20 protein-coding genes are annotated in these 21,554 nt (G+C 71.9%); 9 read left to right on the top strand and 11 right to left on the bottom strand.

The window, feature by feature from the left end; genetic code table 11:
* Positions 1 to 11 precede the first annotated feature (11 nt).
* The 3 genes from L0P92_RS18420 (at position 12) to L0P92_RS18410 (ending at position 3,743) form a co-directional block, all read left to right on the top strand.
* Positions 12 to 1,628 (top strand): glycerol-3-phosphate dehydrogenase/oxidase, encoded by a 1,617-nt coding sequence (locus tag L0P92_RS18420; RefSeq protein ID WP_234763837.1) that lies wholly within the window; start codon positions 12 to 14, stop codon positions 1,626 to 1,628.
* Between the two features lie 320 nt (positions 1,629 to 1,948).
* The gene (locus tag L0P92_RS18415) at positions 1,949 to 2,620 is read left to right on the top strand and encodes a FadR/GntR family transcriptional regulator (RefSeq protein ID WP_234763836.1); all 672 of its coding nucleotides are present in this window, start codon (positions 1,949 to 1,951) and stop codon (positions 2,618 to 2,620) included.
* Between the two features lie 136 nt (positions 2,621 to 2,756).
* Complete coding sequence (locus L0P92_RS18410) at positions 2,757 to 3,743, top strand: PAC2 family protein (protein ID WP_234763835.1); 987 nt, start codon at positions 2,757 to 2,759, stop codon at positions 3,741 to 3,743.
* A 73-nt stretch (positions 3,744 to 3,816) separates the two neighbouring features.
* Here the strand turns inward: L0P92_RS18410 and L0P92_RS18405 are convergent, their stop codons facing one another.
* The gene (locus L0P92_RS18405; protein WP_234763834.1) at positions 3,817 to 4,791 is read right to left on the bottom strand and encodes an SMP-30/gluconolactonase/LRE family protein; all 975 of its coding nucleotides are present in this window, start codon (positions 4,789 to 4,791) and stop codon (positions 3,817 to 3,819) included.
* 310 nt (positions 4,792 to 5,101) lie between these two features.
* Here L0P92_RS18405 and L0P92_RS18400 point away from each other — a divergent pair, with 310 nt between their 5' ends.
* Together L0P92_RS18400 and L0P92_RS18395 are read left to right on the top strand one after the other, a co-directional pair.
* Positions 5,102 to 6,838: a S8 family peptidase gene (locus L0P92_RS18400; protein ID WP_234763833.1), complete on the top strand. Its 1,737-nt coding sequence runs from the start codon at positions 5,102 to 5,104 to the stop codon at positions 6,836 to 6,838.
* A gap of 53 nt (positions 6,839 to 6,891) precedes the next feature.
* Positions 6,892 to 7,452 carry a hypothetical protein gene (locus tag L0P92_RS18395; RefSeq protein WP_234763832.1) on the top strand — a complete coding sequence of 187 codons (561 nt, stop codon included), beginning with the start codon at positions 6,892 to 6,894 and terminating at the stop codon, positions 7,450 to 7,452.
* 69 nt (positions 7,453 to 7,521) lie between these two features.
* Here the strand turns inward: L0P92_RS18395 and mshC are convergent, their stop codons facing one another.
* From mshC to L0P92_RS18375, 4 genes are all read right to left on the bottom strand, one after another.
* Positions 7,522 to 8,751: a cysteine--1-D-myo-inosityl 2-amino-2-deoxy-alpha-D-glucopyranoside ligase gene (gene mshC, locus L0P92_RS18390; protein WP_234763831.1), complete on the bottom strand. Its 1,230-nt coding sequence runs from the start codon at positions 8,749 to 8,751 to the stop codon at positions 7,522 to 7,524.
* A 114-nt stretch (positions 8,752 to 8,865) separates the two neighbouring features.
* Positions 8,866 to 9,684, bottom strand: coding sequence for an SCO1664 family protein (locus tag L0P92_RS18385; RefSeq protein WP_234763830.1), 819 nt, complete (start codon positions 9,682 to 9,684; stop codon positions 8,866 to 8,868).
* Positions 9,648 to 10,238, bottom strand: coding sequence for a DUF3090 domain-containing protein (locus L0P92_RS18380; RefSeq protein ID WP_217214396.1), 591 nt, complete (start codon positions 10,236 to 10,238; stop codon positions 9,648 to 9,650). The genes L0P92_RS18385 and L0P92_RS18380 overlap by 37 nt, the downstream gene beginning before the upstream one ends.
* A gap of 67 nt (positions 10,239 to 10,305) precedes the next feature.
* The gene (locus tag L0P92_RS18375; protein WP_234763829.1) at positions 10,306 to 10,992 is read right to left on the bottom strand and encodes a histidine phosphatase family protein; all 687 of its coding nucleotides are present in this window, start codon (positions 10,990 to 10,992) and stop codon (positions 10,306 to 10,308) included.
* A 62-nt stretch (positions 10,993 to 11,054) separates the two neighbouring features.
* Between L0P92_RS18375 and L0P92_RS18370 the strand changes: the two genes are divergently transcribed.
* Positions 11,055 to 12,053, top strand: a complete 999-nt coding sequence (locus L0P92_RS18370; protein WP_234763828.1) for a magnesium and cobalt transport protein CorA — start codon at positions 11,055 to 11,057, stop codon at positions 12,051 to 12,053.
* A 14-nt stretch (positions 12,054 to 12,067) separates the two neighbouring features.
* Here L0P92_RS18370 and L0P92_RS18365 read toward each other — a convergent pair whose 3' ends face one another.
* Both L0P92_RS18365 and L0P92_RS18360 read right to left on the bottom strand, forming a co-directional pair.
* Positions 12,068 to 12,856 carry a ferritin-like domain-containing protein gene (locus L0P92_RS18365; RefSeq protein WP_234763827.1) on the bottom strand — a complete coding sequence of 263 codons (789 nt, stop codon included), beginning with the start codon at positions 12,854 to 12,856 and terminating at the stop codon, positions 12,068 to 12,070.
* 250 nt (positions 12,857 to 13,106) lie between these two features.
* A complete protein-coding gene (locus L0P92_RS18360; protein ID WP_234763826.1) occupies positions 13,107 to 14,162 on the bottom strand; it encodes an LLM class F420-dependent oxidoreductase in 1,056 nt (351 codons plus the stop codon).
* 185 nt (positions 14,163 to 14,347) lie between these two features.
* Here L0P92_RS18360 and L0P92_RS18355 point away from each other — a divergent pair, with 185 nt between their 5' ends.
* Together L0P92_RS18355 and L0P92_RS18350 are read left to right on the top strand one after the other, a co-directional pair.
* Complete coding sequence (locus L0P92_RS18355) at positions 14,348 to 15,331, top strand: aldo/keto reductase (protein WP_234763825.1); 984 nt, start codon at positions 14,348 to 14,350, stop codon at positions 15,329 to 15,331.
* Positions 15,328 to 17,517 (top strand): helix-hairpin-helix domain-containing protein, encoded by a 2,190-nt coding sequence (locus L0P92_RS18350; RefSeq protein ID WP_234763824.1) that lies wholly within the window; start codon positions 15,328 to 15,330, stop codon positions 17,515 to 17,517. Before L0P92_RS18355 ends, L0P92_RS18350 begins: the two co-directional genes overlap by 4 nt.
* Before the next feature lie 237 nt (positions 17,518 to 17,754).
* Here the strand turns inward: L0P92_RS18350 and L0P92_RS18345 are convergent, their stop codons facing one another.
* Positions 17,755 to 18,471 (bottom strand): hypothetical protein, encoded by a 717-nt coding sequence (locus tag L0P92_RS18345; RefSeq protein ID WP_234763823.1) that lies wholly within the window; start codon positions 18,469 to 18,471, stop codon positions 17,755 to 17,757.
* Between the two features lie 47 nt (positions 18,472 to 18,518).
* Here L0P92_RS18345 and L0P92_RS18340 point away from each other — a divergent pair, with 47 nt between their 5' ends.
* On the top strand, positions 18,519 to 18,707 hold the full coding sequence (locus L0P92_RS18340; protein ID WP_030053310.1) for a DUF5703 family protein: 189 nt from the start codon (positions 18,519 to 18,521) through the stop codon (positions 18,705 to 18,707).
* 103 nt (positions 18,708 to 18,810) lie between these two features.
* Here the strand turns inward: L0P92_RS18340 and L0P92_RS18335 are convergent, their stop codons facing one another.
* From L0P92_RS18335 to L0P92_RS18325, 3 genes are all read right to left on the bottom strand, one after another.
* On the bottom strand, positions 18,811 to 19,623 hold the full coding sequence (locus L0P92_RS18335) for a chaplin (protein WP_234763822.1): 813 nt from the start codon (positions 19,621 to 19,623) through the stop codon (positions 18,811 to 18,813).
* 153 nt (positions 19,624 to 19,776) lie between these two features.
* Positions 19,777 to 20,010: a chaplin ChpH gene (gene chpH, locus L0P92_RS18330; protein ID WP_234763821.1), complete on the bottom strand. Its 234-nt coding sequence runs from the start codon at positions 20,008 to 20,010 to the stop codon at positions 19,777 to 19,779.
* A 157-nt stretch (positions 20,011 to 20,167) separates the two neighbouring features.
* Positions 20,168 to 21,493, bottom strand: coding sequence for a M20/M25/M40 family metallo-hydrolase (locus L0P92_RS18325; RefSeq protein ID WP_234763820.1), 1,326 nt, complete (start codon positions 21,491 to 21,493; stop codon positions 20,168 to 20,170).
* Positions 21,494 to 21,554: the final 61 nt, after the last annotated feature.

Genomic DNA, 21,554 nt, shown 5'->3' with positions numbered 1-21,554 from the left:
AAGAACCCGAAATGACCAGTCAGACCACCTTGCAGTCCGTGCCTGCCCTCGGTATGCGCCCGGCCTCCGGCTCCAACCCGAGCCGCGCCGAGACCCGGGAGCAGCTCGCCAAGGCGTCGTACGACCTTCTCGTGATCGGCGGCGGCATCCTGGGCATCTCCACCGCCTGGCACGCCGCGCAGTCCGGCCTGCGGGTGGCTCTGGTCGACGCCGGTGACTTCGCCGGCGCCACCTCCTCCGCCTCCTCCAAGCTGCTCCACGGCGGTCTGCGCTATCTGCAGACCGGCGCGGTGAAGCTGGTGGCGGAGAACCACTTCGAGCGCCGTGCGGTCTCCCGCCAGGTGGCACCTCACCTGGCGAACCCGCTCACGTTCTACCTCCCCGTGTACAAGGGCGGGCCGCACGGCGCCGCGAAGCTCGGGGCGGGCGTCTTCGCCTACTCCGCGCTCTCCGCGTTCGGTGACGGCGTCGGCCACCTCCTGTCCCCCGCCAAGGCGGCGCAGGACGTGCCCGAGCTGCGCACCGACAACCTCAAGGCCGTGGCCGTGTACGGCGACGACCAGATGAACGACGCGCGCATGGCGCTGATGACGGTCCGCGGGGCCGTCGAGGCGGGCGCGGTCGTGCTCAACCACGCCGAGGTCACCGGCCTGCGCTTCACCAAGGGCCGGGTGACCGGAGCGGACCTCAAGGACCGGCTGTCCGGCGACGAGTTCGGGGTCAACGCCCGTCTCGTGCTGAACGCGACCGGGCCCTGGGTCGACCACCTGCGCAAGATGGAGGACCCGGACGCCGCGCCGTCGATCCGGCTGTCGAAGGGCGCGCACCTGGTCCTGAAGCGGACGGCGCCGTGGAAGGCTGCGCTCGCGACCCCGATCGACAAGTACCGCATCACGTTCGCCCTGCCCTGGGAGGACATGCTGCTGCTGGGCACCACGGACGAGGAGTTCGAGGGCGACCCGGCGGACGTCTCGGTCACCGAGAAGGACACGGCCCAGATACTCGACGAGGCGGCGTTCTCCATCCGGGACCAGCAGCTGGACCGGGATCTGATCACGTACGCGTTCGCGGGTCTGCGGGTGCTGCCGGGCGGTCCCGGTGACACCGCGAAGGCCAAGCGCGAGACCGTGGTGACCGAGGGCCGGGGCGGGATGCTGTCCGTCGCGGGCGGCAAGTGGACGACCTTCCGGCACATCGGCCGCACCATCATGAAGAAGCTGGAGGCGCTGCCGGGCCACCCGCTGGGCGACGACTTCGAGCCCATCGCCTCCCTCCCGAAGAAGCTGCCGCTGCCGGGCATCGCCAACCCGCGTGCGGTCGCCCACCGGCTGCTGACCGACCGCCCGGCGCCCGGCCCGCGCATGGCGGCCGACACCGCCAAGCACCTGGCCACGCACTACGGTTCGCTGGCCTTCGACATCGCCCGCATCGCCAACGAGAACCCGGAGCTGGGCGAGCGCGTCCACCCCGACGCCCCGGAGATCTGGGCCCAGGTCGTCTACGCCCGGGACAACGAGTGGGCCGAGACGCAGGACGACGTGCTGCGCCGCCGGACGACGCTGACGATCCGGGGTCTGGCCACGGACGACGTCCGGGCGAAGGTGCAGGACCTGCTCGACAAGAAGTGAGCCTCGCGGCGCCGAGGGAGGTTTTCGCCGGATGAGCCTCCCTCGGTGTCAGGTCCGGCCACTCCCCTGACCAGGCCGGACCGCACGAGGGCGGCCACCCCGCGTTCTTCCGCACCGGGGCCGGCCACCACCGGAAGGGGCGGCTCCACGCCGACGGAGCCGCCCCTTTCGTCTGTCGGTGTTCGAGACCTACGTCCCCGTCAGCGCCGGACGAGGAGACGGTGATCGCGGACCTGGAGGCGCTCGTCTGATCTGGCCGCATAATGTGGGCTGAGACGTCGGATGTCTCGCACGACATCCTGAACGACGGGAGGGCGGCCATGGCAGTCACCGACGAGGCGATCGAGAAGATCAAGGGCATGATCGTCTCCGGCGCGCTGCGCCCCGGCGACCGGCTCCCCAAGGAGAGCGAGCTGGCCGCCGAGCTCGGGCTGTCCCGCAACTCCCTGCGGGAGGCCGTGCGCGCCCTGTCGCTGATCCGGATCCTGGACGTACGGCAGGGCGACGGCACCTATGTCACGAGCCTGGATCCGCAACTGCTGCTGGAGGCGCTGAGCTTCGTCGTCGACTTCCACCGCGACGACACGGTGCTGGAGTTCCTCGCGGTGCGCCGCATCCTGGAGCCGGCCGCCACGGCGATGGCCGCGGCCCGAATCAGCGAGCAGCAACTGAACGCGCTGACGAACCAGTTGGACAAGCTCGGCGAGGCCCCGTCGGTGGAGGAGCTCGTCGCCTGTGACCTGGAGTTCCACCGGGGCATCGTGCAGAGTTCGGGGAACTCGGTGCTGTGCTCGCTCCTGGACGGCCTGTCGGGGCCGACGACGCGGGCGCGCATCTGGCGCGGGCTGACCCAGGAGGACGCGGTCAGCCGGACCCTGCACGAGCACCGGGCGATCCTGGCGGCGCTGCGGGACCGGGACGCGGAGGCGGCGAGGTCGTGGGCGACGGTGCACATCGCGAGCGTGGAGCAGTGGCTTCGGTCGTCGCTGTGACGACGCCCGGGGTGTTCCCCGGTGGCGAACGGGGCAGTGATCCGTTCACTCCCCCGTGCAAGGGGGCTGCGGGCGCCCCCGCCGCACGCCGTAAGGTTGGGTGGTCAAGCGAGGGCACGTCGGAAGGAGGCACTGGGTGATCGAGCTCGAGGGGGTTCCCGAGCTGATCGACCCGGTCATGGTGGCCGCGTTCGAGGGCTGGAACGATGCCGGCGACGCCGCCTCCACCGCGGTCGCGCATCTGGACAGGGAGTGGAAGGGCGAGGTGTTCGCGGCGCTGGACGCCGAGGACTACTACGACTTCCAGGTGAACCGACCCACGGTGTGGATGGACGCGGGCGTCCGGAAGATCACTTGGCCCACGACCAGGCTGTCGGTGGTCCGCGTCGGCGGCGACAAGCCACGTGATCTCGTACTCGTCCGCGGTATCGAACCGTCCATGCGCTGGCGCTCGTTCTGCAACGAGCTCCTCGGCTTCGCGCACGAGCTGGGCGTGGAGCTGGTGGTCATCCTGGGCGCCCTGCTCGGTGACACCCCGCACACGCGTCCTGTCCCGATCAGCGGGACGACGTCCGACACGGACCTGGCCCAGCGGATGGACCTTGAGGAGACCAAGTACGAGGGCCCGACGGGCATCGTGGGCGTCCTCCAGGAGGCGTGCACGCACGCCGGTGTCCCGGCGGTGTCGCTGTGGGCGGCCGTTCCGCACTACGTCTCGCAGCCGCCCAACCCGAAGGCGACGCTGGCCCTGATCAACCGGCTCGAGGACCTGATCGACGTACGCATCCCGCTGGGCGAGCTGCCCGAGGACGCGCGCGCCTGGCAGGTCGGTGTGGACCAGCTGGCCGCCGAGGACAGCGAGGTCGCGGAGTACGTGCAGTCGCTGGAGGAGGCCCGGGACACCGCGGAGCTGCCGGAGGCGTCGGGCGAGGCCATCGCCCGCGAGTTCGAGCGGTATCTGCGACGCCGGGACGGCGGCGGCCCGACGCCCGGCGGGCACGCCACGGCGGACGGCGGGGAGTCCTCCGGCCCCTTCCTCAAGGACAATCCGAGCGGCCGCGCCAAGCCGCCGAAGCCACCGAAGCCGGGCAACACGGACGACGACGAGTCGTCGGACGACTGAACGAGCGGAACGGCTGACAGGAGGGCGGTGCGCGGACTGCGCACCGCCCTCCTTCGTCATCCGGGCGAGATCGTCACGCGGGCACCGAGATCACGTCGTACGTCGTCTCCGGTGTCGGCGTGGTCGTGAAGCGCGCGTTGGGCAGGTAGAGGCGGCCCCGGTACGCGGCGGCCGTGGTCGGCACGTCGAAGAGCGGGTCGGTGATACGGCGCTGGAAGACGCCGCTGCGGCCGTCGGCGGCGAGTCTGAACACGTCGACGGCGTTCTGCCGGTTCTGGACGACGTACAGCGTGCGTCCGGTCAGCAGCAGTCCGTCGCCGTTGGTGAGCGGGGCCGCGTCGCCGAGGTCGACGAGCTGGGTGGCACCGGTGCGCGGGTTGACGCGGTGCAGGCCGCCGACCCCGGACTGCACCACGAGCAGCGCGGATCCGTCGGGGGTGCTCGTGATGCCGTTGGCGTTCACGACCTCGCCGGGGACCTGGCTCCAGTCGCCGCTCAGGGTGATCGTCACGACGTCGTCCGCGTCCGGCAGTTCGCCGTGCCGGCCGAGCGGCAGGGCGTACAGCGCGGGCTGGTAGGAGTCGGTGAACCAGGCCGTGCGCGGGGTCAGGAACACGTCGTTGGCGAAGGTCGGGGTCGCCGTGGTGAGGGTGTAGGAGGCGAGGATCTCGCCGGTGCGGGCGTCCACGACGCGGGCGCCCTCGCCGCGTCCGGCGACGAAGAGGCGTCCCCGGTGATCGAGTTTGAGGCCGACCGAGGGGGTGCCGGGTCCGGCCGAGATGACGCCGCCCTCGCCGGTGCGCAGGTCTGCGCGGTAGATCGAGCCGTCGCCGAGCGAGCCGAGGTAGGCGTACGGTCCGCCGCCGATGGCGATGCCCTCCGGGCGGAAGCCGTTCGGGAGGCGGATCACGGCGGGCCGGGTCCTTCCGGCCGCGGTGGCGGGGGTGCCTGCCGATCCGACGAGCACGGCACCGGCGGTGGCGGCGGTGGCCGTGAGGAGTCTGCGGCGGCTGAGCTGAGGTGCGAAGGAGCGGTGTTCGGAGGCCACGGTGCGTCCTTCCGCGGACAGGACCGGCGGGCAGCTGGTCCAACGGTCAACTGACTCCTCCACCCCACCACACGCCGGGCGCCTCCGCAGCCGTAGACAGCCTCTCGACAGCGACTGGACACATCTGGCCCGATTGGGCCGTGACATCTCTTTCACGCCGGATTGCACACGTTGCCCAATTCAACTTGTTTCAAACAGAGTTGGCGAAATAAGTCTGGACGGACCGGGCCGGGCGTGCTTGGTTGTCCCCCGAAGGCGCGCCGCACCACCCGCACTTGGTATCCGCTGGAACCGAAGGGAGCGGCAGACGATGACCGACCAGGCAGAGCCGGCGCAGGGCCCGGGAGCGTCCGGGCCGGGGCCCGACGGAGCGGGATTCACCTATCGAGGGGCCGAGCAGGAGCTGATCGTCGTCGCCCGCCCGGAGGCCCGGCTGCGGGCCCGGGCCGAGGGCGTCCGGTCGGCGGCGGGCGCCGATGTGTCGGCGCTCGACATGTTCCTCAGCGACGAACAGCTCGCGCTGGAGCCGCTGTTCGGCAGCGAGGAGCGGCTGTCGCAGGCCGCCGCCCCGCAGCCCGGCGCCGAGGACGTGCCGGACCTGGCGCTGTTCTACCGGGTGCGCGGCGGGGAGAGCCGTGCCGAGGAGCTGCGGGCCCGTATCGCGGCGTTGCCGGGCATCGACACGGCGTATGTGAAGCCGGGTGCCGTGCCGGCCACGATCGGGCAGGTCGGGGAGGAGAGCGGGCGGCTGAAGGAGGGCGCGCCGGTCACGCCCGACTACAGCGGCCGGCAGGGCTATCTGCGGCCCGCGCCCGAGGGCGTCGACGCGCACTGGGCCTGGCAGCGGCCCGGCGGCACCGGTCAGGGCGTCACCGTGATCGACGTGGAGGGCTCCTGGCAGCTGGGCCACGAGGACCTGGCGGCGAAGCTGGCCGGCGTCGTCGTCGGCACCCCGCTGACCGACCTCGCCTGGCGCAACCACGGCACCGCCGTGATCGGGGTGATCGGCGGCGACCGGGGCGAGCACGGCATCACCGGCATCGTTCCCGATGCGGTGACGGCCGCCGCCTCGTTCCAGGGCATCGGCACGGCGCCCGCGATCCACGCCGCGGCCGAGCGGCTGGGCCCCGGCGACATCGTGCTGATCGAACTGCACCGCCCGGGGCCCCGGTTCGAGTACGCCGAGCGTGACGACCAGCGCGGCTACATCGCGCTCGAATGGTGGCCGGACGACCTCGCCGCCGTCCGCTACGCCACCGCCAAGGGGGTCCTCGTGGTCGCCGCCGCCGGCAACGGCGCCGAGTCGCTCGACGACGCGGTCTACGAGCGCCGCCCGGACGGGTTCCCCGAGTCGTGGCGCAACCCCTTCAACCCGTCCAACCCGGCCTCCGGCGCCGTCCTGGTCGGGGCGGGCGCCCCGCCGCCCGGCACCCACGGCCGCGACCACGGCCCGGACCGCTCACGGCTGGCGTTCTCCAACTACGGCGCCCGCGTGGACGCGCAGGGCTGGGGGCGTGAGGTGACGACGACGGGGGGCTTCTGGGACCGGCCCGGTGATCTCCAGGGTGGTCCGGAGGAGATCACCTGGTACACCGACACGTTCTCGGGGACGTCGTCCGCCTCCCCGGTCGTGGTCGGCGCGCTGGCCGCGCTGCAGGGCATGCTCAAGGCCGCCGGTCAGCCGCCGATGACCCCGGAACGTGCCCGCGAGGTGCTGCGGGCGACGGGCTCCCCGCAGCAGGACGCGCCGGGCCGGCCCGCCTCCCAGCGGATCGGCAACCGGCCCGACATCAGGGCGGCCGTCAACCGTCTGGTGCCGCACGCGGTCGGCTCCGGCCTCGCCCAACGCTACTGGGACGAGCTCCTGCCCTACCCTCGCGAACTTCCGCCCAGGCTCCGGCTGTTCGTGGCCGGCGGCTGGCGCAACCTGAACCACCCGTCCCCGGAGATCCGCCAGGCGGTCCACACCGCCTTCGCGGGGGGACGGCCCGAAGTCCGAGTGTGGTTCTCGGACGACGAGATCGTCGGCCTGGTGATCACCGGCTGACGCAGCCCGTCACATCAAGGAAACCCATCGCATCAAGGGAAGGTGACACCCGTATGAGCACCACCCCGCAGATGAGTCACATGGGACAACAGCAGGGCCAGCAGTTCCCCGGCACGTCTCCGTACCAGCAGCAGCCGTTCGGGCAGCCGCAGGGCTACGGCCCACAGGGTCTGGGCCAGCAGCAGCCGTACGGCATGGGCGGCTCCCTGGAGCAGCTCCAGCAGCTCGGCCAGCAGCAGCCGTTCCAGCAGTTGCTGCAGCAGCTGGGCCAGCACCAGGGCGACCAGCAGCAACAGCAGGTCGAGCAGCAGGTGATGCAGCTGCTCCAGCAGGTCACCCAGGCCGCGATCCAGCAGGTGTCCCAGCAGGTGCAGGCCCAAGCTCTCCAGGCCGGTGTGGCGAACGGCTACATCGACATCGTCCAGCCGCTGCCGGGGCAGCCGCAGCAGCTCTTCCTGCGTTTCCCGAACAACGTGTTCCGGGTCCTCAACAACCCGAACCCGCAGACCCACGACGAGGTCCAGGAGGCCTTCGCGTTCGGCCACCAGGTGATCGGCATCTGGGACAGCGGCTCACCGCAGATCCTGCGGAGCGTCCAGATCCGCAAGCTCTGACCGGCAGGTGAACGAAAGGGGCGCCTCCTCCCCGCCGGGAGGAGGCGCCCCTCTCTCATGCTCCGGTCGTCACAGGGCGACGCCCAGCAGCGCGTCCACGGCCCGCGACACGACACCGGGCGCGCCGGTGTCCGTGCCGCCGCTCTCCTGCTGTGCGGCGGCCCAGCGGTCGACCGCGGCGAGCGCGGCCGGGGCGTCCAGGTCGCCCGCGAGGGCCTCGCGGATCTCCTCGACGAGCGCCTCGGCGGGCGGCCCGTCGGGCCGGGACACGGCGGCACGCCAGCGGTCGAGGCGGGCGAGGGCGTCCTGGAGGACCTGGTCGGTCCACTCCCAGTCGGCCCGGTAGTGGTGGGCGAGGAGGGCGAGCCGGATGGCGGCGGGGTCGACGCCGTCGCGGCGCAGCTGGGACACGAAGACGAGGTTGCCCTTGGACTTGGACATCTTCTCGCCGTGCAGGGCGACCATGCCGGCGTGGACGTACGCCTTGGCCATGGGGAACTCGCCGGTCAGCGCCTGGGCGTGCGAGGCGCCCATCTCGTGGTGCGGGAAGGCGAGGTCGGAGCCGCCGCCCTGGACGTCGAAGCCCATGCCGAGGTGGTCGAGGGCGATGGCGACGCACTCGATGTGCCAGCCGGGCCGGCCGCGGCCGAGCGAACCGCCGTCCCAGCTGGGCTCGCCGGGACGGGCGGCCATCCACAGCATCGGGTCGAGGGGGTTCTTCTTGCCCGGACGGTCCGGGTCGCCGCCGCGCTCGGCGGACAGCAGCCGCATGGCGGCGGCGTCGAGGTTCGACACCTTGCCGAAGTTCGGGTCGGACTCGACGGAGAAGTAGATGTCCCCTTCGAGCTCGTAGGCGGCGCCGGCGTCCCGCAGCCGCTCCACGAGCGGCACGATGCCGGGTATCGCCTCGACCGCGCCGATGTAGTTCCGCGGCGGCAGCATGCGCAGCGCGGTCATGTCCTCGCGGAAGAGCGCGGTCTCCTTCTCGGCCAGGGTGACCCAGTCGACGTTGTCGCGCTCGGCCCGCTCCAGGAGGGGATCGTCGACGTCGGTGACGTTCTGGACGTAGTGGACCTGCCGCTTGGTGTCGAGCCACACGCGCTGCACGAGGTCGAACGCGTTGTAGGTCGCCGCGTGTCCCAGATGGGTGGCGTCGTACGGCGTGATGCCGCAGACGTAGATACGGGCGACGGGACCGGGGTCGAGGCTGACCAGGCCCCCGGTCGCGGTGTCGTGGATCCTCAGGTCGCGGCCCTCACCGGGCAGGGCGGGGACCTCAGAAGCGGGCCAGGCATACATGTCATGAGCCTAACCGGACGGATGTTCCGGATACGAACCGGACCAGGCCGGATGGCCGGTAAGGCCTTCTTGCGCGATACGGCACTTAATGCAGTGTCCCGGCCCAGGGTCCCGCTAGACGGGCGGCCACGGAATGGCCGGCCACTCCCCGCTCGGCTCCGGATGCTTCCCGGACGTCACGAGCGCCGCCACGCGCGCGCGTGTGGCCTCCAGCTCGGCGGCGGTGATCAGGCCGGTCAGGCGCACGGCCAGGTCGCCGCCCTCCTTGAGCCCCTCCCGCAGCGCGCCGAGCACGTCGACGGCCTCCTCCGCCAGCGGTTCGCCCGCCCAGCCCCACAGCAGGGTCCGCAGCTTGTTGTCGACGTTGAACGTGACGCCGTGGTCGATGCCGTACAGATGGCCGCCCTCGGTGGGCAGCAGGTGGCCGCCCTTGCGGTCGGCGTTGTTGATCACGGCGTCCAGGACGGCCATGCGGCGCAGCCGTTCGTCGTCGGCGTGCACCAGCAGGGCGGTCTTCCCCTCGCCGACCTCGGCGAAGCCGATGGCCTTCCAGCCGGGCTCGGGATCCTCGCCGTCGACCAGGGCGAGCAGCTCGGCCTCGGGTGTCGCCTCGATCCACAGCTGGACCATGCCCTCGCCGTACGGCCCGTCGCGCAGCACGGTGGGCGGCACGAGCCCCCAGCCGGTCGCCTCGGAGACCTCGTAGGCCGCGACCTCGCGCTGCGCGAGGGTGCCGTCGGGGAAGTCCCACAGCGGCCGCTCACCGGCGACCGGCTTGTACACGCAGGACGCCTCCCGCCCCTCGTACGCGACCGTGCAGAACAGCGCCGCGTTGGACGCCTCGCGAATGCGTCCGCGTACGGTCAGCTCACCGTCGGTGAGCAGTTCCACCGAGGTCACGCTCCGCGGCGGTATCCGTTCTGGCGCGGACATACGTGTCCTTCCGGGTCGAGCGGGAGGCTGCACAGCGGACACGGCGGCCGCCCCGCGTTGACGACGTCCAGGGCGCGCTTGGCGAAGGCCCTCGCCTGCGCGCCGGTGAGCCGGACCCGCAGCATCGGGGGCCCGTTCTCCTCGTCCTGGAGGAGTCGTTCCTCGGCCTCGGCGAGGTCCTCCTCGGAGTCGGCGTCGAGCTCCACGAGGGCCTGCGCCTCGACGATCATGCGCTGCTCCTCGCCGTCCCAGGCCAGCGCCATGGTGCCGACGCGGAACTCCTCCTCCACGGGGGAGTCCAACGGGGCGGTGTCGGCGACCTCGCTGGGCGCCATGGCGGGGACGGCGGCGCTGCCGCCACTACGCCGTACGACCTCGTCGAGCAGTTCGTCCATGCGCTCGGCGAGGGCGGCGACCTGGGTCTTCTCCAGGGCCACGCTGGTCACCCGGGAGCCTGCGGTGGCCTGGAGGAAGAACGTACGGCGCCCGGGCAGTCCGACCGTACCGGCCACGAAGCGGTCCGGGGGGTCGTAGAGGAACACCTGACGGGACACGTCCTGTCTCCATTGGAATCGTGAGTACAGCGCTGCTTCGACCGCTTCACCCTACTGCGCCGGACGATCACGGTGCGCCCGCGCCGCCCCCGACCGTCGCGTCACCGGCCGGCGGCTCCTCGCGCGGGGCGAGGGAGGCGAAATCACCGGTGTCCCCGAGGCGTACGAGGAACGGCCTCAGGCGTGTGTAACGGATCGCGGTGATGGAACACGGTTCGACGGAGATCCTCTGGAAGAGGTCGAGATGAAGACCGAGTGCGTCCGCGACGAGGGACTTGATGACGTCGCCGTGCGAGCACATCAGGTACACGGCGTCGGCGCCGTGATCGCGCTCCACGCGCGCGTTCCACTCGCGTACGGCCTCGGCGGCGCGGGTCTGCATCGCCCGCATCGACTCGCCGCCGGGGAACGCGGCCGCGGACGGATGCGCCTGGACGACCTCCATGAGCGGCTCGTCCGCCAGCTCGGCGAGCTTGCGGCCGGACCAGTCGCCGTAGTGGCACTCCCCGATCCGGTCGTCGGTGTGCGCGGTGAGTGCGGGGCGGGCGTCGAGGAGCGGCCGGAGCGTCTCCTGGCAGCGCTGCAGCGGGCTGGTGACGACCTCGGAGATCGCCAGCGCGGCGAGCCGTCCGGGCAGTGCGGCGGCCTGCGCGGTGCCGCGCTCGTCGAGGGCGACGCCGGGCGTCCACCCGGCGAGGAGTCCCTCGGTGTTGGCGGTGGAACGTCCGTGGCGGACCAGGATCAACGTCGGCATGCGGCCCAGCGTAGGCATACGACCGGGTGCGCCCGCGAGGGGATGGCGGGAGAATACGCTCCGTGATCGTCGACTGCGCCATCTACGAGGACGGGCGTCGGACGCAGGGGCCGGCGGACTTCTCCGACGCCCTGGATCTGTGCCGTCTGCGGGGCGACGCGTTCGTCTGGATCGGCCTGTACGAGCCCACGGAGAAGGAGTTCGACAAGGTCACCGACGAGTTCGGGCTGCATCCGCTGGCGGTGGAGGACGCCCTGAAGGCGCACCAGCGGCCCAAGCTGGAGGTCTACGACGACTCGCTGTTCATGGTGCTCAAGCCGGTCGGCTACGAGGCGAAGAGCGACATCGTCTCCTCCGGCGAGGTCATGGTGTTCATCGGCGACTCGTTCGTGGTGACCGTCCGGCACGGCGAGGAGGCGCCGCTGGGCGCGGTGCGCAGCCGTCTGGAACACGAGCCGGAGATGCTCCGGCACGGCCCCACGGCGGTGCTGTACATGATCGCCGACGCGGTGGTCGACCACTACGTGGACGTGGCGGGCGAGTTGGGCACGGACCTGGAGGAGCTGGAGGCCGAGGTGTTCTCGCCGATCGGTGGCGGCTCACGGCACACCGCGTCCAGGATCTACGCCTTCAAGCGGCAGATCCTGGAGTTCCGCAGGGCCACCGGCCCGCTCGCGCAGCCCCTGTCCCGGCTCGCCGGTACCGGCCTGATCGGCGCGCGGGTGCCCTTCGTGCACGACAAGGCGCAACCCTTCTTCCGCGACGTCAGCGACCACCTCACGCGGGTGAACGAGGCTGTGGAGGGTCTGGACCGGCTGGTCTCGGACATCCTGGCGGCGCATCTGGCGCAGATGAGCGTCCGGCAGAACGACGACGTGCGGAAGATCTCCGCGTGGGCGGCCATGGCCGCGATCCCCACGATGATCGCGGGGATCTACGGGATGAACTTCGAGCACATGCCGGAGCTGCGCTGGACGGGGTCGTATCCGCTGCTGATCGCGGCCATGGCCGTCCTGGAGGTGCTGTTGTACCGGCTGTTCAAACGCCGGGGCTGGCTGTAGGGCCGTAGGTCCGGTCAGGCGAACTCGGGCGCCGAGGTGGCCGGTCCGCCGAGCGCGTCACGGCGTTCCGGCATCTTCAGGGACACCATGCGCCGCCAGCCTGCCACGCGCTCCCAGGCGTACACGGCGTGGATGCCGGCGGCGAGCAGGGCCGCCTTGGGGCGGGACCAGCCGAGGATGCGGCCCATGTGGGCCATGACGGCGAGGCTGACGTCCCGGTAGATCCGGATCTCGGCGAGCGCGCACTCGCGCAGCGTCCGCTGGATGGCCCGGCCGTGCCCCTGGGCGGCGAAGCGCAGGAGTTCCTCGTGGCAGTAGGCGAGGTGGTTGTCCTCGTCGCCCGAGATCATCTTTACCGCGCGGCCGAGGTCGGGGTGGTCGGCGAAGTGCTTGCGCAGCAGGTCCATCTGCTCGGAGGCGCGCTGTTCGGTGACCCGGCTGTGCGACAGGTAGGTGACGATGTCCTGGACGGTGAGCGCCTCGTCGCCCTTGAGCTTGTCGTGGGCGAGGCCGATGCCGTGCCGCTCCAGCAGCATGGTGTAGTCGGTCTCGGGCGGGACGGGGACGGGCTGGAGGCCGCGCTTCTTCATCAGGGCGTTGAAGATCCGCCCGTGCTTGTCCTCGTCCGCCCCGTGCCGGGTGATCTTGGGCGCGAGAGCGCGCTCACTGGCCGGGACGAGCGCGGCGATGCGCGCGTTCTCCCAGCCGCCCTGGGACTCGCCGCTGGCCGCGATGGAGCAGAACAGCCGGAAGGACTCGTCGTTGTCGAGGATCTCCTGGAACAGACTCTTGGCCGAAAGCATCGTGGGGCACCTCTCTCAGGACGCCGCAGGATTCCGCAAAGAACGAGTCAAATGCGGCGAGAGAGGTGCTGCAACAGCTGTGTCGGACAACTCCGCCAAAAGAATGACCGCCGGGGTCACGACGGGGGCGTAACCGGGTGGGGCAGCCGCGCGTTGTGCTGCGTGACGGCCGTGGCGGGGAAGACCCCCGAGCCCCCACCACGGCCGCTGAAAACTCCCCAGGTCTGCGGCGTCCCGGTGCCGCCGCGTGCTACGCGAGCCCGGCACGCTCCAGGGCCTCGGTGCCGGCGCGCAGCGAGGCGAGGCGCTCGTCGAGGGTGAAGCCGGCGGGTGCGAGGGACAGGGTGGTGACCCCGGCCGCCGCGTAGGCCTTCATCCGGTCGGCGATGCGGTCGACGGAGCCGAGCAGCGTGGTCTTGTCGATCAGGTCGTGCGGTACGGCGGCCGCAGCGCCCTGCTTGTCGCCGGAGAGGTACTTGGTCTGGATCTCGGCGGCTTCCTTCTCGTAGCCCATGCGCTGGGCGAGCTGGTTGTAGAAGTTCTGCTTGGGGCTGCCCATGCCGCCGACGTACAGCGCGGTGTAGGGGCGGAAGGTGTCGGCGAGGGTGGCCACGTCCTTGTCGTCGCCCACGGCGAGCGGCAGGGTCGGGCAGACGTCGAACCCGTCGAGGGTCTCGCCGGCCTTCTCGCGCCCGGCGCGCAGGTACTTGATCGTGGTGTCCTCCAGGTGCTCGGCGGAGGGGAAGATCAGCAGGGCGCCGTCGGCGATCTCACCGGTCTGTTCGAGGTTCTTCGGGCCGATCGCGGCGATGTAGAGCGGGATGTGCTCGCGCTGCGGGTGCACGGTCAGCTTGATCGGCTTGCCGGGGCCGCCGGGCAGGGGCAGCGTCCAGTGCTGACCGTCGTACGACAGGCGCTCGCGGGTCATGGCCTTGCGGACGATCTCGACGTACTCACGCGTGCGTGCCAGCGGCTTGTCGAACTTGACGCCGTACCAGCCCTCGGACACCTGCGGTCCGGAGACGCCGAGGCCGAGGCGGAAGCGGCCGCCGGAGAGCGAGTCCAAGGTCGCGGCCGTCATCGCGGTCATCGCGGGCTGGCGGGCCGGGATCTGGAAGATGGCGGAGCCGACGTCGATGCGCTCGGTCTGGGCGGCGACCCAGCTCAGCACCGTGGCCGCGTCCGAGCCGTACGCCTCGGCGGCCCAGCACACGGCGTACCCCAGCCGGTCGGCCTCCTGCGCGACGGCGAGGTTGTCCGCGTCCATTCCGGCACCCCAGTAGCCGAGGTTGATCCCGAGCTGCATGGCCGATCCCCTTACCGATCAGTAACGTCCCTTGTGGGCCAGACCTTAGCGCGGGGCGCCACTCGCCGGGAGGCCGATGTAGCGGGCGTCGCCCGACTGCCCCTGTGCGTCACCGGTGACGGTCCGGAAAACTGGTTATCCACAGGCCCCCACATGGCAGGTTCTGGCCAGTAATCTCGGCGTTCATGGAGCAGAGGCATCTCGGCCGCACCGGCCTGCGCGTGTCCCGGATCGGACTCGGCACCCTCACCTGGGGCAGGGACACCGACGAGCATGATGCCGCGGACCTGTTGAAAACGTTCTGGGAGGCGGGCGGCACCCTCGTCGACACGGCCGACGTGTACGGCGACGGGGAGGCCGAATACCTGCTCGGCAGGCTCATAGACGGGCTGGTCCCGCGCCGGGACCTGGTGATCTCGACGAAGGCCGGCAGCGTGCCCGACCCGGACCGCCGCTTCGACGGCTCGCGCGGCCATCTGCTCTCCGCGCTGGACGCCTCGCTGGCCCGGCTCGGCACCGACCACGTCGACGTCTGGCACATCCACGCCTACGACCCGTACACCCCGCTGGAGGAGACCCTCCACGCCCTCGACCTGGCGGTCAGCAGCGGCCGGGCCCGCTATGCCGGTGTCTCCAACTTCTGCGGCTGGCAGCTCGCCAAGGCGGCGACGTGGCAGCTGGCGGCGCCCGGCACCCGGACCCGGCTGGCGAGCACACAGCTGGAGTACTCCCTGCTCCAGCGCGGTGTGGAGCGCGAGGTGCTGCCGGCCGCGCTGGACCTGGGCATCGGCCTGCTCCCGTCCTCCCCCCTCGGCCGGGGCGTCCTGACGGCGAAGTACCGCAACGCCACTCCCCCGGACTCACGCGGCGCCTCGGAGCATCTGGCGCCCTTCGTCGCGCCGTACCTCGACGACACGGCGAGCCGCATCGTGGACGCCGTGCAGACCGCCGCCGACGGACTGGCCGTCACCCCGCTCCAGGTCGCCCTCGCCTGGGTCCGCGACCGGCCCGGGGTGACCGCGCCCGTCATCGGTCCGCGCAACGCACAGCAGCTCACGGCGGCGTTGTCAGTGGAGGCCCTTAGTCTTCCTGACGAGATCTGCCGGGCGCTCGACGACGTGTCGGCGCCCGTGCACCGCTATCCCGATCACGACTGGAGCACGCTGTGAGCACGGAGCCGCCCGAGACCCCCGAGACCACGGAGAACACCGAGCCGGGGACGCAGGGGGCCGCGACGGAGGACGCCGGAGCCGAAGCCGCGGGTGCCGACGGGCAGGAGGGCGCTGACGCTGCCGAGGGTGCGGCGGCGGAGACCACGGCCGGAGACGGCGACTCGGCGTCGGAGTCGTCGGCGGCGCAGTTGTCCGAGGCCGAGGCCGAGCTCGCCGCTCAGCGGGTGGAGCGGGAGCGGATCGAGCGGCGCAAGGCCGAGAAGCAGGGGCCCGTCGAGAGCGGGACCAAGCTCAGCGGGAAGGCCGCCGATCTGCTCGCCGCCGTCCGGGCCGTGGAGAGCGGCGCCAAGCCCGTCGCCGCCGTGTTCAGCGAGCCGGCGCCACCGCGCCGCCCCGCGCCCGAGCCGGTACGTCCCCCACAGCCCGTGACGGCCGAAGCGCCCCTGGGTCCCGCGCCGGAGACCGTCGAGTCCGTGCGGCGCGTGCTGGCCGACGGCGGCGCCCCGGAGGCGCTCGCCCCGCAGGCCGCCGCGGCCCTCGGCGAGGGCGCCGCCGATCAACTGCGCGCGGATCCCTGGCAGTTGCTGCGGGTCGCCGGGGTGCGGACCGAGCAGGCCGACGGATTCGCCCGGGCGCTGCTCGGCGCGGAGTGCGGACCCGACGACGAGCGGCGGGGCCGGGCGGTCACCGTCTGGCTCCTGGAGCAGGCGGCCCTGGCCGGGCACACGGCTCTGGAGATGCCGGCGCTCACCGCCGCGCTGGCCCAGCGGGGTGTGCCCGACGCCGGCACGGCCGTGCAGAACACCCTGGCCGAGGGCGAGGCTCTGGCCTTCCAGGACGCCCTGGACGAGCCCGGCGCCCCGGCTTCCCGGGGGGACGAGGAGGCGGCGGAGGACGAGGAGCGGCCGGTCCGTGTCCTCGTCGGCCTGGAGCGGTACGCCCTCGCGGAGGAGAGCCTCGCCGACGGGCTGGCCCGGCTGATCAACTCGGCGCCCAAGCAGGACGGTTCGGCCGAGGACTGGGAGCGGGCGGCGGCCGCCGCGGGCTCCGCGGCCGACCTGATCCGCGCCGCCGCGACCCACGGCCTGGTCCTGCACACTGGCGGGCAGGCCTCCCAGGCCGAACCGGCGGCGCTGCTGCACACGGCGCACGCCCTCGGGCTGCGCGCCTGGGCGGCCACGCACAGCCCGGTCGGACGGGACCGTTTCTCGACGCTGCTGGACGGGCCCGGCGTCGCCACCGTGGCCGGTCTGCTCTCCGGCACCGAAGGACCCGGCCGGGACGCGGACGGCGCGTTCGACCTCGATCTGCTCGTCCTGCTCGACGCACCGCAGCTGGACGTGGAGACGGCGGCCCTGCTCACGGAGTCGTTGCCGGACGGGGCCCGGCTGGTGCTGGCCGGGGATCCCGCGGTGCTGTGGTCGGCGGGGCCGGGCCGGGTCTTCGCCGATCTGCTGGCGGCGCGGGTCTGTCCGCAGATCGCCTCGCGGCTGCCGGATCCCGGCCCGCTGGGCGAGCTGGTGTCCGGTATCGGCGTCGGCGAGCTGAACCAGGTCGAGGCGCCCGGCAAGGAGCTCGTGATCGTGCCGGTGCGGGACGCGGGCGAGGCCGTGCACCGCACCGTACAGCTGGTCGCGGACTCGGTGCCGCGGGCGATCGGCGTCCCGGCGGAGGAGACCCAGGTGATCACCCCGGGCCACGGCGGCGCGGTCGGCACACGCGCCCTCAACGCCGCGCTCAAGGAGCGGCTCAACCCCGGCCCCGGCCGCTTCGGCGGCTTCGACCCCGGTGACCGCGTCGCGTACTCACCCGCCCCCGGCCGCACGGTGCCGGGCCGGGTGGTGAAGGCCGACGCCGAGGGACTGCACCTGTCCTGCGCGGGCGAGGCCGTCGTCGTACCGAAGGAACGGGTGGAGCAGTCCATGCGGCACGGCTGGGCCCTGACCGCGCACCAGGCGGCGGGCGCCCGCTGGCCGGCCGTGGTCGTCGTACTGCCGGGCGATGCCGCCCAGACGCTGAACCGACCCTGGATCTACACGGCGTTCGGCCGGGCCGACCGCCATCTGTCCGTGGTCCACGGCGTGGAACAGGCCCTGCCCCGAGCGGTCGCCGAGGCCCCGGCGAAGCCACGCACGACCCGCCTCGCCGCCCTGCTCAGACCACTGCTCCCGCCGACCGCCTGACGCCCCGGCTTGAGGAAAGACAGCGCGACAGCCAACCCTCAGGGGCGCGGGGCTGTATCGATATGCGGCTCCGCCGCGTGGGCGCGACCAGCCCTCCACGGCCGCAACCCGCGCGACCCCTGAGGCACCACGGCGCGACCGCGTTCCATCACACCCCGCACATGCCAACGGCGGCGCTCACGGGATCAACCCGTGACCGCCGCCGTCGAAGCAACCGTGACCCGCGTCAGCGATCCGTCAGCGGTCCGCGTCCAACGGTTCGAGATCGTCCTCGTCCAGATCCGTGTCGAGCTCGTCCTCGAGGTCGTCATCGGATTCCGCGTCGTCGCCATCGCCGTCGTCGTCGAGGTCGTCGTCGAACACCGTGCTGACGTCGAAGCGGCAGACCACCCGCTGCGGATCGACCCCCTCGAAGGGCGCCTCCAGCCATTCGCCGGGGTCGGCCTGGTCGTCCGAGGCGACCACCCAGAGTGTGGAGTCCCCCTCCTCCAGGCCGAACTCCTTGTGCCGGGAGGCGATCTCGTCCGGCTCGAACTCGCCGAACAGCGTGCCCAGCGCCCCGTGCACCGTGCCGGAGGCGTCCGCGTCGGCGCCCTCGTCGTAGTCCGCCGCCTCGACCCGCTGGGCCTGCGCCAGCAGCCGCTGCGGCTCCACCACGGCGTAGTCGCGGCGGATCAGCACGCTCAGCGCGTTCGGTTCCTCGGGGCCCGTGTACGGCGGCAGCGCGTCCTCCGCACCGGGGATCTCGAAGGGCGTGACCTCGTCGTAGCGGTCGTAGAGCAGCTCGTCGTAGGTCTCGGCGGCCGCGGCCAGCTGGTTGAACGCCTCGTAGACGGCCGGGTCGTCCTCACCCGACCGGCGTTCGACCGCGGCCAGGTGGCGGTCGAGCGCGGTCTTGACCGCCTCGGCGGCGGCGCGTACCTCGGCAGCGGTGGGCTGCACAGCATCAGACATAGTGCAGACGCTATCCGTACCGGGCCCCAGCCCGCACAATAGATGCGATGCCGGAATACGAATTTGTCGACGTGTACGTACCGCGCGGGGTCTCCCGCAAGGACGCCACACGCCTGCTGACGGACCATGCCGAGTACGGACACTGGGAGTTGGACCGCCTGAGCCTGCTGCGCGACGGCAGCCGCAAGGTGCGGCTGCGGCGCCGGATCATCCGCCAGGTGCGGGCCACATGGTGAGCTGAGGCGACAGACTGCGAGACAGGGACAACAGCAGAGAAACACACCGGAGCGGGCCCCGCCGACGCGGGGCCCGCTCCGTTTCCCGTCCGGCGGCGGAGTGCTACGCCGAAGGCCGGGCCTTGCGGTACAGCACCGTGCCGGCCAGCAGCGCGCCCGCGCCGACCGGCAGGGCGAGGCCCATCGGCAGGTCGCTGCCGGTCTGTGCGAGCTGCGCCTCACCCCGGGGCTGGGTGACGAAGTGCGCGCCCGGCTGGTTGCCGTGCGAGGAGCCGCCCGGCGTCACGCCGCCCGTGCTGGGCGGCGTGCTCGGGGAACCGGGGTGGCTCGGCTCGTCGGGGTGCTGCGGGTTGCCGGGGTGCTCCGGGTTGCCTGGGTTGCCCGGCTGCTCGGGGTTGCCGGGGTTACCGGGGTTTCCCGGGTTGCCGGGGTGGCCCGGCTGTTCCGGGGAGCCGGGCGGGTTCTGGTGGCCTCCGCCTCCGCCGCCGTTGTTGGCGCAGTCGTTGCCCTCGGTGGCGTTGCCGATGCCGATGATGTCGACGCTGTTGCCGCACACGTTGACCGGCACATGGACCGGCGCCTCGACGTGGTTGCCGGAGCCGACGCCGGGCGAGTCCGTGGCGTGCCCGTCGGCCGACGCCCCCGCGCCGCCCCCGGAGCCGTGGCCGCCGCCCGTGTTGGCGCAGCTGTTGCCGCTCGCCGGGTTGAGCACCCCGACGACGTCGACGGTGTTGCCGCAGACGTTGACCGGCACATGCACCGGCGCCTGCACCGTGTTGCCCGACAGCACGCCGGGCGAGTTCGAGGTGGAGCCGTGCGCGGCCGAGCCGGTCGCGTGGGCGGCGCCGCCCGCGGCCGCGACGATGCCGGTCGCGGCCGCCACGGTCATCAGGCCCTTGCGGGTGACCTGTCGCATTGCTGAATACCTGCCTTCGACCTTGTTCCGAAGATCCGAAGAAAGGACGCCGGAAAGTCGACCGACGTCCCGAAAGGCCGGTCGGCCCCGGAGCGCATGGCACGCGCTCCGGGGCCGACGGGCTCAGCCCTGTTCACAGGGCGAGGCACAACGTCACTTGTTGATGCAGGTGTTGCCGAAGGCGGGGTTCAGCAGCCCGATCACGGAGACCGTGTTGCCGCAGACGTTCACGGGGACGTGAATCGGCGCCTGGACGACGTTGCCCGACAGGACACCCGGGGAGTGCACCGCGGCACCCTGGGCACCGGAGTCGGCAACGGCCAGGCCCGCGCCCGCGAGAACCAGCCCACTGGTGGCAGCCGCAGCAGCGACGACCTTCTTGATCATTATTCCTCCTTGTTGGCAATGCGATCACAAGTAGCTGATCGCATCACCTGTAACGAGGAGGAACTAATAGGGCTACGACCTGATGAGCGCGTTCACTCGCCCCGGTCACGACCAGTACGTCTGGTCGAATACCGAAGTGTGCTTTCAGCGGGCCAATTCAGGACGCATCGATGAACCGGTCGAGCACCCGGACCCCGAATTGCAGGCCATCCACCGGTACCCGCTCGTCCACGCCGTGGAACATGCCGGCGAAGTCCAGCTCCGGCGGCAGCTTCAGCGGAGCGAATCCGAAGCCCCTGATGCCCAGGTCGTCGAAGGACTTGGCGTCGGTTCCGCCGGAGAGCATGTACGGGATCGCCTTGGCCGCCGGGTCCTCGGCGACCAGCGCGGACTGCATCGCCGCGACGAGCGCGCCGTCGAAGCCGGTCTCGACGGCCTTGTCGGCGTGCACGTCCTCGCGCCGCACGTTCGGGCCGAGGATCTTGTCGAGGTCGGCGAGGAACTCCTCCTCGTACCCGGGCAGGAAGCGGCCGTCGACGTGCGCGGTGGCCTCGCCCGGGATGACGTTGACCTTGTAGCCGGCGCCGAGCTGGGTGGGGTTGGCGGTGTTGCTGAGGGTCGCGCCGATGAGCTTGGCGATGCCGCCGAGCCTGGCGAGGGTGCCCTCCATGTTCTCCGGGTCCAGCTCGGTGCCGAGGGCGTCGCCGAGCTCGTCGAGGAAGGCCCGGGTCGTCTTGGTGACCCGCACCGGGAACTTGTGCCGGCCGAGGCGGGCGACGGCCTCCGACAGTTCGGTGATCGCGTTGTCCCGGTGGATCATCGACCCGTGTCCGGCCGTACCGGCCACGGTCAGCTTCATCCAGTGCATGCCCTTCTCGGCCGTCTGGATCAGATAGAGCCGCCGCTCCTCGCTCACGGTGAAGGAGAACCCGCCGACCTCGCTGATCGCCTCGGTGACGCCCTCGAAGAGCTCGGGGTGCTTGTCGACGAGGAACCGGGCGCCGAACTTGCCGCCGGCCTCCTCGTCGGCGAGGAAGGCCAGCACGATGTCCCGCGGCGGGCGGCGGCCGCTGCGCAGCCGGTCGCGTACGACCGCCAGGGTCATCGCGTCCATGTCCTTCATGTCGACGGCCCCGCGCCCCCACACGCACCCGTCCGCGACCTCGCCGGAGAAGGGGTGGTGGGTCCAGTCGTCCGCGTTGGCCGGTACGACGTCGGTGTGGCCGTGGATGAGCAGCGCGGGCCGGGACGGGTCCTCCCCCTCGATCCGGGCCACCGTGGAGGCGCGTCCCGGGTGGGACTCGAAGATCTTCGGCTCCAGGCCCACCTCGGCGAGCTTCTCGGCGACGTACTCGGCCGCCTTGCGCTCACCGGGCCCCGAGTGGTCGCCGTAGTTGCTGGTGTCGATCTGGATCAGCTCGCGGCAGAGGTCCACGACCTCGTCCTCGCCGGTGACGCCCCTGGCCGTGTCCGTCGCGCTCACGCTGCTTCCTCCCGCGCTGTCGCTGCTGGTGGGTCCCCCTCATCCTCCCCCTCCCTGGTCC

This window comes from Streptomyces muensis (assembly GCF_021474425.1).
Classification (GTDB): Bacteria; Actinomycetota; Actinomycetes; order Streptomycetales; family Streptomycetaceae; genus Streptomyces; species Streptomyces muensis.
Note: the sequence above shows the minus strand (reverse complement) of the source record. Positions and strands in the feature narration are given on the sequence as shown.

What these genes read in the sequence shown, in the direction of transcription:
- L0P92_RS18420 (WP_234763837.1), top strand. Translation starts at nt 12, where the DNA reads ATGACCAGTCAGACCACCTTGCAGTCCGTGCCTGCCCTCGGTATGCGC.
- L0P92_RS18415 (WP_234763836.1), top strand. Translation starts at nt 1,949, where the DNA reads ATGGCAGTCACCGACGAGGCGATCGAGAAGATCAAGGGCATGATCGTC.
- L0P92_RS18400 (WP_234763833.1), top strand. Translation starts at nt 5,102, where the DNA reads ATGACCGACCAGGCAGAGCCGGCGCAGGGCCCGGGAGCGTCCGGGCCG.
- L0P92_RS18395 (WP_234763832.1), top strand. Translation starts at nt 6,892, where the DNA reads ATGAGCACCACCCCGCAGATGAGTCACATGGGACAACAGCAGGGCCAG.
- mshC (WP_234763831.1), bottom strand. Translation starts at nt 8,751, where the DNA reads ATGTATGCCTGGCCCGCTTCTGAGGTCCCCGCCCTGCCCGGTGAGGGC.
- L0P92_RS18385 (WP_234763830.1), bottom strand. Translation starts at nt 9,684, where the DNA reads ATGTCCGCGCCAGAACGGATACCGCCGCGGAGCGTGACCTCGGTGGAA.
- L0P92_RS18375 (WP_234763829.1), bottom strand. Translation starts at nt 10,992, where the DNA reads ATGCCGACGTTGATCCTGGTCCGCCACGGACGTTCCACCGCCAACACC.
- L0P92_RS18365 (WP_234763827.1), bottom strand. Translation starts at nt 12,856, where the DNA reads ATGCTTTCGGCCAAGAGTCTGTTCCAGGAGATCCTCGACAACGACGAG.
- L0P92_RS18360 (WP_234763826.1), bottom strand. Translation starts at nt 14,162, where the DNA reads ATGCAGCTCGGGATCAACCTCGGCTACTGGGGTGCCGGAATGGACGCG.
- L0P92_RS18355 (WP_234763825.1), top strand. Translation starts at nt 14,348, where the DNA reads ATGGAGCAGAGGCATCTCGGCCGCACCGGCCTGCGCGTGTCCCGGATC.
- L0P92_RS18345 (WP_234763823.1), bottom strand. Translation starts at nt 18,471, where the DNA reads ATGTCTGATGCTGTGCAGCCCACCGCTGCCGAGGTACGCGCCGCCGCC.
- L0P92_RS18340 (WP_030053310.1), top strand. Translation starts at nt 18,519, where the DNA reads ATGCCGGAATACGAATTTGTCGACGTGTACGTACCGCGCGGGGTCTCC.
- L0P92_RS18335 (WP_234763822.1), bottom strand. Translation starts at nt 19,623, where the DNA reads ATGCGACAGGTCACCCGCAAGGGCCTGATGACCGTGGCGGCCGCGACC.
- chpH (WP_234763821.1), bottom strand. Translation starts at nt 20,010, where the DNA reads ATGATCAAGAAGGTCGTCGCTGCTGCGGCTGCCACCAGTGGGCTGGTT.